We start from the raw sequence: 12,638 nt of genomic DNA on the forward strand, positions 1-12,638 counted from the left end.
GGGTTGTCTGCGTTTACTAATGTCCATCAAAAAGAACTTGCCGACCGGATTATTTCATTTGATGACATCCATCCCATCCTGAACAGGCTGCTGTTGGAGGCTTTGGAATGCTCACATGATTTGGATGGTTTGATCCAGCTCTTGGATCGGCGCTTATTAGAGCATCTGCAAACCGCCTATCCCCCTGAACTTCAAATTGCGACAAGCCTGATGGTGCTGCACAATGGGAATATTTCATGCAACGAGCTATCTGCTTCCGTATATTTCAGCGCGCGGCATCTCGGCCGCATTTTTGAAAACCATCTCGGCCTAGGTGTCAAAACATTCTCTCGTCTGGTCCGTATCAACAAGGCGATCCGCCTTTTGCAGGATCCGCAGTGCAGCGTCACCCATGCTTCCTGCGAAGCAGGTTTCTATGACTCTTCGCACTTTATCCGCGATTTCCAATCTGTTTGCGGCATGAAACCGCAGGAGTTTCGAAACAACATGTCCGATTTTTACAGTGAAATTGCAAAATTTTAATTTATAATAAAATTCAAGGACCGCTGTGTTTCAGGCTGTCCGATCTTAGTAAATGAAAGGACATGGTTTAAAATGAAGTTTCAAGAAACAACGCTTCGTATTCTGGTGCGGAAAAACTATGGGGCATGCTTTGATTTTTATACGGAGAAACTGGGTCTGACCGCTGTTTGGGGAGACCGGAATGGCCCTTACACCTCCTTTGCCGTCAGCAGCGACGCCCCACCCTGCTTTGCCATTTTCGCGGGAGATGCTATGTCAATGTTTCAGGGCTATACGCAACCGCAGAACAGCGCGCAACCTGACACCGTTGTGGCGGTCATTCCTACGCTCGATCTGGATGGTGACTATTTTCGGCTCAAGGAAGCAGGGGTGCCGTTTTTAGGTGAACCTCAGCATATTAAAGAATGGGGTATGCGTTGTACCTATTTCAGGGATCCGGAAGGAAATTTGTTTGAGTTAAACGACGCTAGCGGCGTGTAATGCCTGCTTTACCGCATAAAAAAGCCTTTCCCAATCCGGGAAAGGCTTTTTTCTTAATAGGCCAGTTTCTTTGCGAGGTAATGGGTCAGTTCGTCAATCTTGACGCGCTCCTGCTCCATCGAATCACGGTCGCGGACGGTCACACAGCCGTCCTGCTCGGTTTCAAAGTCGACCGTGATGCAATACGGGGTGCCAATCTCGTCTTCGCGACGGTAACGCTTGCCGATCGAGCCGGCGTCGTCGAAATCAACACTCCATTTCTTAGACAGCTTCTCCCATACGGGCATTGCCTGCTCGCTCAGCTTTTTAGAAAGCGGCAGCACGGCGGCCTTGAACGGCGCCAGCGCCGGATGCAGGCGCAGCACGGTACGCACATCGTCCTTACCGTTTTTATCCTGTCCGACGACCTCCTCGTCGTACGCCTCGCACAGGAAAGCGAGAGCGACGCGGTCGGCGCCAAGCGAAGGCTCGATCACGTACGGGATATACTTCTCATTAGCTTCCTGATCGAAATATTCCATCGATACGCCCGAGGTGTTCTGGTGCTGGGTCAGGTCGAAATCGGTGCGGTCTGCAATGCCCCACAGCTCACCCCAACCGAATGGGAACATGAATTCGATATCAGTGGTAGCGTTAGAATAGTGCGAAAGCTCCTCAGGATCGTGGTCGCGCAGACGGAGGTTCTCATCCTTCATGCCCAGCTCAAGCAGCCAATTATGGCAAAAATCCTTCCAGTATTTAAACCATTCCAGATCAGTGCCGGGCTTGCAGAAGAACTCTAGTTCCATCTGCTCAAATTCACGTGTACGGAACGTAAAGTTGCCCGGGGTAATCTCATTGCGGAAAGACTTACCCACCTGTCCGACACCGAACGGAATCTTTCTGCGGGTGGTTCGCTGGATGTTCTGGAAATTAACGAAAATGCCCTGCGCGGTCTCCGGGCGTAGGAAAATTTCGTTCTTGGCATTTTCAGTAACGCCCTGATAGGTCTTGAACATCAGGTTAAACTGGCGAATATCGGTGAAGTTATGGCCGCCGCAATTCGGGCAGGCAATTTGCTTTTCGTCGATATAGGCTTTCATCTGCTCGTTGGACCAGCCAGCAGGGTTTTCGCCCGTCGCGTCCTCGATCAACTGGTCGGCGCGGTGGCGGGTCTTGCAGTCTTTACAGTCCATCAGCGGATCGGAAAAACCGCCAACGTGGCCCGACGCGACCCATGTGGTCGGGTTCATGAGGATCGCCGCATCCAAGCCGACATTATACTGGCTCTCCTGCACGAACTTTTTGCGCCACGCGGCCTTTACGTTGTTTTTGAATTCAACGCCGAGCGGGCCGTAGTCCCACGTATTGGCGAGGCCGCCGTAAATCTCCGACCCGGAATAAACGAAGCCTCGGCCCTTACATAGGGCGACGATTTTGTCCATTGTCTTTTCGCTGTTTTTCATGATCATTCTCCTTATTGGCGCATCTGGCTGATACGCGCTTTTTTGTCAATTGCAAAAAAAAATGCTTGACATAGGACTATTCTACCGATATAATTATTAATTGTCAAGGGACTGAGGAAGACTTCCCCGAAAAGTCCTGATTTTCCCCGAAGCATGGGCCTGTAGCTCAGTTGGGAGAGCGTTCGGTTCGCATCCGAGAGGTCGAGAGTTCGAATCTCTTCAGGTCCACCAATTAAGAACCATTCTTCGGAATGGTTCTTTTCCTATCATTGTTTTATCCGGGTGTAGCGCAGTTGGTAGCGCGCCTGCTTTGGGAGCAGGATGCCGCAGGTTCGAATCCTGTCACTCGGACCATTTCCTGATAATCCGAACTACATTCTCCAAGTGGGAGATGTGTTCGGATTTATCATTTCTATTGAAAATATTATATAGCATAGCAAAAATGGCGGGGCATAATACTACTTGCCTATTGCCTTCAAACCATTAATATTACTTCTGTTTCTTCAACTCCTATACTGCCCTGCGAACCAAAGCCCTCTGAAATCAGTCATTTCAGAGGGCTTTTCTTTATTTAGTTCGTCGAAGATTTTGAGGACGGCAGGGTTTGCTGTGCTACATTCTAATGTGTCTGATTAAAAGACACCTAAATGTTCAATAATTTGCTTCGCCCACAGCAAAGCTCCTGTGGAACTTGCGGTATTCAGGTTATCCCGCATGTCAAACCTGCAAATACGGAAGGAAACGTTTATGCCGCGGGATGATGAAAAACCGCAGTTGAATGCTACGGATCTTACGGTGGCCATGCAAACCAAAATCAAAATCCGCATTCACCAATCAGTGGTGGACCGGGTGCTCGATTTTTGTACTTTTGACGCCTCTACTTCGGACGGTGACGCGTATTATATCGTCAACTTTCCTTTCATAGAAAACGATTGTAGGGGTAGCCGTCCATGGGACTGCCGTCGCATGGCCCGGTATGGCCGATAGGGTCTTCACTTCCACGCCGTTTTGCTGGGATAGCAATTGACTAAGCCAGTTGTTGACAGCGTAATTGGTAAAATTTAAAGCAGCACATTTCCTGCCGCACGGTACACCGCATACCAGTCTTCCCGCGTCAGCTCGACCTCTGCGCCCGCTAAGCATTCCGCAAGGCGGCTTATCTTCATCGTGCCAACCACAGGCTGAATCTTTGCAGGGTGTCGCACTATCCAAGCAATGGCCGCACTGGTTTTAGTAATCTTATATTGATCTGCGATTTTCTGCAATGCTTTATTTAGTTCCGGATAGTCCGGGTTATCGATATAAGAGCCTAGATACGTTCCTCGGTCAAAACCAGCTTGAAATGGCGACCACGCCTGAAGCGTGATATCTTCCAGACGGCAGAAATCCAGCAGGCCGTCCTCGTGCATCACCGCCTCATCAGTCGGATTGTTCATGTTGATCGGCGCGGAGATCATGAGCGTATGTAAAGGACTAAACTGCACTTGATCGACACACACCGGCTCGTCAAAATATCGCTTCAGCAGCCGGATCTGATTGGGCGTAAAGTTGGACACGCCAAAATGACGCACCTTCCCACTCATTTTCAGCATATACAGCGTATCGCCTAATTCCTCATAATTACAAATCGGATCGGGGCGATGGAGCAGCAGCATATCGAGATAATCAGTCTGCAGCCGCGATAAAATGCCGTCTACGGCCCCACGTATATACTCTCGCGTGGTGTTATAGCCGACGACTGTACCGTTCTCCAGCAGGATATCGCATTTCGACTGCAAATACATTTGCTCACGGAGCGTGTCGGTCATTCCGATTGCTTTGGCAAATACACGTTCGCTTTCCCCGCCATCATAGATATCGGCGTGGTCAAAATAATTGACGCCCAACTCCATAGCCGTTCGGATAAACGCTTCCGCCTTTTTGAGATCAGCGCACTCCTGACTCATTCTCATGCATCCGATGGCAATGCGCGGCACCTCCAGCCCCGACTTTCCAAGCTTCATCTTTTTCATGTTTCTCACGCTCCTTCATTGTATTTTTAGATATTTAATATAAGTATTATATAATACGTTTTGATTATTTGCAATACCTTGTATTTGCTGGACTTTTGACATTCTTTGAAACCTTACCTTTCCTCCTTAAAAATGTGCTTTAACAATTGACTTTCTGTCCTCAAAGGAGTATATATAAAGTAGTGCATTTTTTACAATAATTGATGAAACAGGAGGAATATTGCTTGAGCAGATTGTCCATAGACTCTCCCAGCCGCGGACAAACGGTCGTTGAAGGGCTGTACCGCGACGTAGAGCGCCGTATCAGCGCCAGTCCCCCGGGGCTTTGCCCGGTCGATATGGCGCTTTCTTTTTTGCGATTGTGCCATGCACAGACCTGCGGCAAATGTGTTCCGTGCCGCATCGGTTTGGGTCAGCTCACCTCGCTTCTCGAATCCGTGCTCGATTCCACCGCCAAGCCTGAAACAATTGACCTGATCGAGAAGACCGCGCGCGTGATCCAAGACACAGCGGACTGCGCCATCGGCTACGAAGCCGCACGCATGGTGCTGCAGGGCGTGCAGGGCTTCCGCGACGATTATCTTGCTCATGTCGAATATGGCCGCTGCCTGTGCGGCCTCAATCAGCCTGTGCCCTGTGTGGCACTGTGCCCTGCCGGCGTCGATATTCCTGGTTACATTTCACTCGTCCGCGCCGGCCGATGCGACGACGCGGTGCGCCTCATCCGCAAGGACAACCCCTTTCCGACCGTCTGCGGCTATGTGTGCGAGCATCCCTGCGAAGCCCGCTGCCGTCGCCGCATGATGGATGACGCGGTCAATATCTGCGGCATCAAGCGCTATGCCTGCGACCATGCCTCGCCAGACGCTGCGCCTCCCCCCTCCGCGCCGCCAACAGGTAAGCGCGTCGCAGTTGTCGGCGGCGGACCCGGCGGCTTGTCCGCGGCCTATTTCCTTTCGCTGATGGGTCACGCGGTCGAGGTGTACGATCAGCGGCCCAAGCTCGGCGGCATGCTGCGCTACGGCATCCCTGACTATCGCCTGCCGCAGGAAAAGCTGGATGCGGATATCGCTTTCATCCTGTCCACCGGCATCAAGGTACATACTGATATTTCCATTGGCCGCGACATCTCGTTTTCTGAGATTGAAGAACAGTATGACGCGGTCTATCTCGCCATCGGCGCGCACAATGACAAAAAGCTCGGCATTCCGGGTGAAGACAGCGAAGGCGTTTATTCGGCTGTCCAGATGCTGCGCGATATCGGAGAGGGACGCGCGCCCGATCTGCAGGGCAAGCGTGTTTGTGTGATTGGCGGCGGCAATGTGTCCATGGACGCGACCCGCACCGCCATCCGTTTGGGCGCGGCGTCTGTAACCTGCGTCTACCGCCGCCGAATGAACGATATGACTGCGCTGGCGGAAGAAATTGAAGAGGCCGCTGGTGAAGGCGCGCAATTGCTATATCTACAAGCACCCGACCATGTAGAGGCCGATGAAAACGGACAGGTCACCGCATTATGGACACGCCCGCAGATCATCGGCGAATACGGCTCGGATGGCCGTCCCAAACCGCACGACGCGGACGCACGCACCTTCCGTATTCCGTGCGACGTCGTCATCGTCGCCATCGGCCAGGCCATCGATGCCAAGCCGTTCGAGCAGATCGCGCCCGTTGTGCGCGGCAAAATCCAGGCGGCTTCCGATTCGTTCGTACCCAACACACCGCACGTTTTCGCCGGCGGCGACGCGGTCACCGGTCCCGCGACTGTCATCCGCGCGGTGGCTGCCGGCAAAGTCGCCGCGGCCAATATTGACGCGCATCTGGGCTTCCATCATATCATCACGACCGATGTCGACATCCCCCCTGCCCATCTGACCAACACGCCTGCCTGCGGCCGCGTCGAGCTGCGCAACCGCCCGCTTGCGGAATGCAAGGATAATTTTGAACTGGTCAAATGCGGCATGACCGATGAGGAGGCGCTCCAGGAGACCTCGCGCTGCCTGCGGTGCGATCACTTTGGCTTCGGCATCTTTAAAGGAGGGCGGACAAGCAAATGGTAAACCTGACGATCAACGATACGCCGGTTTCTGTCAAGCCCGGCCTGACCATCCTAGAAGCCGCCGCGTCAGTTGGGATTGAGATCCCCAATCTGTGTTATCTCAAAAACCTTAACGAGATCAGCGCATGCCGCGTATGCTGTGTTGAAATCGAAGGAGAGGGCAAGCTGGTGCCCTCCTGCAACAATGTGGTGCGCGAGGGCATGATTATCCACACCAATTCCCCGCGCGTACGTGAGGCAAGGCGTACCAATGTCGAGCTCATCCTGTCGCAGCACGATGTACAGTGCGCGACCTGTGTGCGCTCCGGCACCTGCCAGCTACAGAAGGTCGCGACCGATCTAGGCGTGCTCCAGGTGCCGTATATGCACGATCTGGCGCAGGGCAAAAAGACGCAGTGGACAAAGACCTTTCCGCTGTACCGCGAGGTCAATAAATGTATTAAATGCATGCGCTGCATACAAATTTGCGATAAAGTACAGTCGCTTTCAGTTTGGGATGTGAGCGGTTCGGGCTCACGCACCACGGTTGATGTGTCCGGCTACCGCTTTATCAAAGAGGCCGACTGTGCGCTGTGTGGTCAGTGTATCACCCACTGCCCCACCGGCGCGCTGCGCGAGCGGGACGACACCGCAAAGGCCTTCGCTGCACTGGCTGATCCGGAAAAGATCACAGTCGTGCAGATCGCGCCCGCTGTCCGATCCGCTTGGGCTGAAACACTCGGTGAGGATACCGGCGGCGCTAGCGTCAAGCAGATTGTCGCCGCCCTGAGGAAAATGGGCGCGGAATATGTGTTCGACACCACCTTTTCCGCCGATCTGACCATTATGGAGGAGGGCACCGAGCTGCTCCACCGGTTACGTGCGGGTGATTTGGCTAAGCAGCCGATGTTCACCTCCTGCTGCCCGGGCTGGGTGCGGTTTTTGAAATCACAGTTCCCTGAGCTCACCGGACGGCTGTCATCCGCAAAATCTCCGCAGCAGATGTTTGGCGCCATCGCAAAAACCTGGTTCGCAGAGAGGATCGGCGTCGACCCGTCCAAAATTTACAGCATTTCCATCATGCCCTGCGTGGCGAAAAAATCTGAATGTGAGCTGCCCGGAATGCAATCGACGGATGCGGGGCCTGATGTCGATCTCGTGCTAACAACGCGCGAATTGACACGCATGATCCGCGCGGAAAATCTCGATGTGCGCACGCTTCCCGAAGTGGAATTTGATTCCCCGCTTGGCGTAGGCACAGGCGCAGGCGTGATCTTTGGCGCATCCGGCGGCGTAATGGAGGCCGCACTCCGGTCGGCTTACTTTCTGACCGCAGGCAAAAATCCACCGCCCGACGCATTTCATGATGTGCGCGGCTACGATGCGGGACGGCATGGCTGGCGCGAGGCGACGTTTGAACTCGCCGGGATTCCGGTTCGCTGCGCGGTTGTCAGCGGCCTAGGCAATACGCGCCGTCTGCTCCACGCATTAAAGCGGGGCGAGGTTAAATATGAATTTGTAGAAGTCATGGCTTGTCCAGGCGGCTGCGCAGGCGGTGGTGGACAGCCGATTGACGGTTCGGATCTGGAAAAGGCCACGCCGCGAAGTGACGCACTGTATATGCTCGACGAAGCGGCTGAACTTCGGTTTTCTCATGAAAATCCGGTTGTCCAGACTTTGTATCAGGAGTATCTGGATGCGCCGTGTTCGGAGAAAGCCGAGCATCTGCTTCATGTGGATCATTTTACTTGGGAAATGCCAAAACATCTAGAATAATAGTAAAAGCGTTGATGGATAATTTCCATCAACGCTTTTTTATGCCTTGACTCGGACAACTCGTCCGAGATTTTTTATGCAACTATACAAAATAGCGATTTTGGACAATCCGATCCGGTCGAGCTAGTTATCGCTGCTGGCGGCGGGGGAACTGGAGGTAGCGTCGGCCCGCCAAGCACGGCTGATTTCTGTACAGTTGTCTTTTATGATTGGGATGATACGTTGCTAGGCACACGCATTGTCGGCATCGGAGGTTCAATAACCGATGCTCCAGAGCCTGACTCGGAAAAGCTACTGTACGATGCAAATGGAGATGGCATGTTCCAAGATGGTGACATTAAAGATAAACGCGATGGATATGACTTTGCCGGTTGGGTGGATTATTATAAGGGCGAAAGTACCCCGACTGCTGCCAGTAACAGTTCCCCTGGTTTAACGCAGCCAAGCAGCGGTGATGATAAATTAGTATCGCTGACCAATATTACAGAAAATTTGATATTGAAAGCTGCGTACAATGAAGACGCTACTCAAATAGGAAAGTTGCCATTTCAGAGAAGGTACACTATAACGTATTCTCCAGCTGTACCCAGCGCACTGGGACAGGAGCTTCCAGTACAAATACAACGACCGTCTGCTGCAAGGCGCGGGAATTTGGGCTTAGTGTATTTGGTGGTAGGTATTACAGCCAAAGGAGCATCTCCGTCCTATATAAAAATTCCGTTGGATCCAAATGATTATACAACAGCAACCGTAACTGTTCCTTTAAATGCTGTCGGTGAGTTGGACGGCGTACGATTGCAAGTAGTCGATGGAGAGGATGGTGCATTGTCCAACCAAATCACAGTTCCTTCCAGTTTCTTTACAACAGGCGCTTAATAGTTATTTAGCCAGATAAAAGGAGAGTTAATATGAAGAAAAAAATTGTGAGTGCAATATTAAGTTTGGCACTATTATTTACAATGTTACCAGCAGGAGCATTGGCAGCAAGCATAACGGGCGATAATGACCTCACCATGGTTATTACAGGTGCTACTATTGATGAAACCGTTGTCGAAGGTGTAACGGTAGGTGTTTTAACCTTAAGCGGTACATGCTTTAGCGACCAGGCAGCGGCCATCTATGGTGCGGTATATACAAGCGATGCATATGGAAATGATACATTAATCTCGCAGAATAATGCAAGCGGCTCTGGTACAAACTGGACCATCACATTACAGGCCAGCAAAAATGCAGTATCAGATGCCATGAAAATGACTGCTCATCAGTCATACCATGTCAAGTTTATACTGGATGGCTCTGGCTCTTCAGGTAATATTAATTCAACTGCCAACAACATTTACGAAGCTTCGTTCAAGAAAACAGGAAAAGATACATTTGAAGACGACTCATGGTTTACTGTTAAGACCGCACAGACCACTCCCGTTACAGTTGATTTAGGCAGTGGTGCGGGTACGGGCGTAAACGCTACTGTTGGGCAGGCTGCTGTCATTACCGCTGCGGCCGCTGGTGGCGACGGCGACGGCGATTATCAGTTTAAGAGCAGCGATACTGATGTTGCTACTGTCAATGCCTCAACTGGCGTTGTCACGATCCTGAAAGCTGGCAGTGCGGATATCTCGGCTATGCGAAAAGGCAACGCGACCTATGAGGATTCTACCTATGGCACGGCGGCCACGCTTACCGTTTCCGAGGGAACGCCAACGTTGGCAGCGACCACTGCCACTGCGACCGTGACTAAGAACGATACGGCCTTAACTTTGGCTGATATTGCAAATCAATTTGGCTTTACGCTCACCAATGCGGCTGGCACTGCTATTCCGTCCAGCCAGCAAGGTACAGTTAAATTTTACAGTGATAGTGGAGCTTCGAGCGAGATTACAACACTTGATATTAGTTCGGCTGGCAATAATACGATCTATGCCAAAGCTGATGCAAAGACAAATTACTACGCCGCAAGTAATATTGTGACGTTGACGGTCACAGTCTCCCTAGGCAAAGCGGTTACAGTTGACGGCACCGCTGCCGGTGGCACAGTCACTTATACTGGTTCGCTAAGTGGCGATTTGGATTCTGTTTCCGCTCAGTTGACGGCTCCCGATGCTGCCGCTGGACTGAAAGTCATGGATGGTACCAAGGAAGTAACGAGCGGTGGTACATGGACGTGGACTAATGGCAGTACGTCGCTCACCGCTGGCAAAATGAGTGGTGTTAGTCTGACGTGGACGCCGAACGGCGATATTGATGGCACGACTTATGCACCCACCACCAGCACCGCAACAATCTATGTGAAAAAGCAGCTTGAGGCCGGCGATTTCCAAGCCAGCGGCACAACGCTAAACAAGGATTACGACGCGAGCAAAGCGCTGCCTGCCGGCGCAAAAGCTGAAGTTGCTTCGCAAGTCAATGGGCAGGCCTATACGGTGAGCATCGAAGGCACGTATGCGGATGCAAATGTCGGCAACGGCAAGGTGATTACGACCACGACGGTTACTGAAGACGCGCCGAGCGATTACTATGTGCTGGCGGATAGCTTGAGCAGCCTGACTGGTTTGACCGGCAATATTGCTCAGGTTACCCCTACACTCACCTTGGGTAATCTGTCGCAGACGACAGGCAGCGTTACGCAGGTCACAGTAAGCTCTGCCCCCACGAGTACTGACCTGAATGCAACGGTGAAATACGAAGTGCCGATAGCGTCTCAGACCACAGTCACTGCGGGAAACTGCACTTGCAACAATGCTGATAAGCTTGCTCATGCAAAGGACTGCGCTTACTTGGTAGCATATAAGAGCGATCCCACAACGACAACATCTTGTGACTGCGGCTCTACCAGCAGCGCCGCCGACCCGACAACTGCAGCGCATCAGGATAGCTGTACGTATGCGGTTGCCTCTCCCGGCAGCCACTGCAATTGCTCTGTACGCGGCGGCTTGACGAATGTGGCAGATCACGAGATCGGATGCGGCGCGGTGGTAACGATTCCCGCTACGACCGAGAAGCTGGCATGGGACGATACGCCGACCGATACTACATACGCCAGCGTGAGCGACTATTTGAATAGCTTGTCTGGCGGCTCGACCGTAAATGTGGAAGCGACCTCGGCGGCGAGCACCAACTTAGCGGCTGTCACCATGCCGGTTACCGGCACGCTGCAGATTAACGCAAAGTCTTCCGGCGGTGGCGGCGGAACCACCTCCTACAAGGTCTCCTTCAACGTTGGCGACAACGGTAAAATCACCAAGGGCAATGCTTCTGCTTACGTTAACTCCGGTTCCAAGCTCACCGAGAGCAAGATCCCAACCGTTACCGCCAACGATGGCTACAAGTTCCTCGGCTGGTCCCTCGACGGCAAGACCGTTGTCGATCCCACTGAAGCCAAGGTTACTAAGGCTGTCACCTATACCGCTCTCTATGAAAAGACCGGCGAGCCGGTTGAGCCCTCTGCTGAAGGCTTTGTCAAGGATCGCACCGACTCTTATATGAACGGCTATCCCGACGGCACCTTCCGTCCCCAGGCTGGTATCACTCGCGGTGAGGTCTCCGCTGTTATCGCACGCACCATCCTTCCCGAGTTCCCGGCTGACGGTTCCGAGGTTCCGTCCTACAGCGACCTCAGCGGCCACTGGGCTTCCAAGTACATTGGCTATCTGGAATCCCTCGGTGTTGTCACCGGTTATCCGGATGGCAGCTTCAAGCCTGACCAGACCATCACCCGCAGCGAGTTCGTTGCGATTGTCATTCGCGTGGACGGTTTGGTGAACGGCACGAACAGTTTCACGGACGTAAACGATAGCAACTGGGCGACCAAGTACATCATCTCCGCGGTGGAGAAGGCGTATGTTTCGGGTTACCCGGATGGCACATTCCGTCCGGAGCAGCCTATCACCCGCACCGAAGCAGCGAAGATCATGAACGCTGTACTGGGCTGGTCTGATATGGCGGCTAACGGCGAAATGAAGTTCTCTGATGTTGCTACCGATTTCTGGGGCTGGAACGACATTCTTAAGGCCAGCAACGGTGTTGTGGCTTAATCCCAGACATTTCGCATAACCCTCCGCAAAATACAAAAGGGCAGACCAAACGGTCTGCCCTTTTTGCACCTTGTGACGGCAAGAGGCAGGCAGTAATATATACTGCCTGCCTCTTGATGTTTTCAGCGTTAAGTTGTAAAGACTTCTCTTAGGCCACTACGCCATTCGAGGCTTTCAGGATATCATTCCAGCCCCAGAAGTCCGTCGCAACGTCGTTAAACTTCATTTCGCCGTCAGCCGCCATATCAGACCAGCCCAGTACAGCGTTCATGATCTTCGCTGCTTCGGTGCGGGTGATAGGCTGCTCCGGACGGAATGTGCCATCCGGGTAACC

9 protein-coding genes, 2 tRNA genes and 1 pseudogene are annotated in these 12,638 nt (G+C 52.5%); 8 read left to right on the forward strand and 4 right to left on the reverse strand.

From position 1 onward, the window contains the following. Window positions 1-522, forward strand: a 522-nt coding sequence (locus SO058_RS01645) for a helix-turn-helix transcriptional regulator (protein WP_320841267.1), incomplete at its 5' end; no start/stop codon positions are given. A gap of 72 nt (window positions 523-594) precedes the next feature. After that, window positions 595-1,002 carry a VOC family protein gene (locus SO058_RS01650; RefSeq protein ID WP_320841268.1) on the forward strand — a complete coding sequence of 136 codons (408 nt, stop codon included), beginning with the start codon at window positions 595-597 and terminating at the stop codon, window positions 1,000-1,002. A 53-nt stretch (window positions 1,003-1,055) separates the two neighbouring features. On the opposite strand, the gene SO058_RS01655 is transcribed toward SO058_RS01650, so the two are convergent. Next, window positions 1,056-2,447, reverse strand: coding sequence for a glycine--tRNA ligase (locus SO058_RS01655; protein WP_320841269.1), 1,392 nt, complete (start codon window positions 2,445-2,447; stop codon window positions 1,056-1,058). 155 nt (window positions 2,448-2,602) lie between these two features. Here SO058_RS01655 and SO058_RS01660 point away from each other — a divergent pair. Continuing rightward, window positions 2,603-2,678, forward strand: a tRNA-Ala gene (locus tag SO058_RS01660). Window positions 2,679-2,725: 47 nt separating this feature from the next. Next, window positions 2,726-2,801: transfer RNA gene (locus tag SO058_RS01665), tRNA-Pro, on the forward strand. Between the two features lie 281 nt (window positions 2,802-3,082). Here SO058_RS01665 and SO058_RS01670 read toward each other — a convergent pair. Further along, window positions 3,083-3,157: pseudogene (locus tag SO058_RS01670) on the reverse strand (glutamine amidotransferase); the annotation flags it as partial. A gap of 351 nt (window positions 3,158-3,508) precedes the next feature. Beyond that, on the reverse strand, window positions 3,509-4,459 hold the full coding sequence (locus tag SO058_RS01680; protein ID WP_320841270.1) for an aldo/keto reductase: 951 nt from the start codon (window positions 4,457-4,459) through the stop codon (window positions 3,509-3,511). Between the two features lie 224 nt (window positions 4,460-4,683). On the opposite strand from SO058_RS01680, the gene SO058_RS01685 reads away from it, so the two are divergent. From SO058_RS01685 to SO058_RS01700, 4 genes are all read left to right on the forward strand, one after another. Beyond that, window positions 4,684-6,519 (forward strand): NAD(P)-binding protein, encoded by a 1,836-nt coding sequence (locus tag SO058_RS01685; RefSeq protein ID WP_320841271.1) that lies wholly within the window; start codon window positions 4,684-4,686, stop codon window positions 6,517-6,519. Next, complete coding sequence (locus SO058_RS01690) at window positions 6,513-8,273, forward strand: [FeFe] hydrogenase, group A (protein ID WP_320841272.1); 1,761 nt, start codon at window positions 6,513-6,515, stop codon at window positions 8,271-8,273. Before SO058_RS01685 ends, SO058_RS01690 begins: the two co-directional genes overlap by 7 nt. 222 nt (window positions 8,274-8,495) lie before the next feature. Next, window positions 8,496-9,149 carry a hypothetical protein gene (locus tag SO058_RS01695; RefSeq protein WP_320841273.1) on the forward strand — a complete coding sequence of 218 codons (654 nt, stop codon included), beginning with the start codon at window positions 8,496-8,498 and terminating at the stop codon, window positions 9,147-9,149. A gap of 32 nt (window positions 9,150-9,181) precedes the next feature. Next, window positions 9,182-12,304: an S-layer homology domain-containing protein gene (locus SO058_RS01700; RefSeq protein WP_320841274.1), complete on the forward strand. Its 3,123-nt coding sequence runs from the start codon at window positions 9,182-9,184 to the stop codon at window positions 12,302-12,304. A 148-nt stretch (window positions 12,305-12,452) separates the two neighbouring features. Here SO058_RS01700 and SO058_RS01705 read toward each other — a convergent pair. Continuing rightward, window positions 12,453-12,638: S-layer homology domain-containing protein (locus tag SO058_RS01705; RefSeq protein WP_320841275.1), on the reverse strand; the 186-nt coding region annotated here is incomplete at its 5' end.

The organism is Agathobaculum sp. (assembly GCF_034098985.1).
Lineage (GTDB): Bacteria > Bacillota > Clostridia > Oscillospirales > Butyricicoccaceae > Agathobaculum.

What these genes read in the sequence shown, in the direction of transcription:
- SO058_RS01650 (WP_320841268.1), top strand. Translation starts at nt 595, where the DNA reads ATGAAGTTTCAAGAAACAACGCTTCGTATTCTGGTGCGGAAAAACTAT.
- SO058_RS01655 (WP_320841269.1), bottom strand. Translation starts at nt 2,447, where the DNA reads ATGAAAAACAGCGAAAAGACAATGGACAAAATCGTCGCCCTATGTAAG.
- SO058_RS01680 (WP_320841270.1), bottom strand. Translation starts at nt 4,459, where the DNA reads ATGAAAAAGATGAAGCTTGGAAAGTCGGGGCTGGAGGTGCCGCGCATT.
- SO058_RS01690 (WP_320841272.1), top strand. Translation starts at nt 6,513, where the DNA reads ATGGTAAACCTGACGATCAACGATACGCCGGTTTCTGTCAAGCCCGGC.
- SO058_RS01700 (WP_320841274.1), top strand. Translation starts at nt 9,182, where the DNA reads ATGAAGAAAAAAATTGTGAGTGCAATATTAAGTTTGGCACTATTATTT.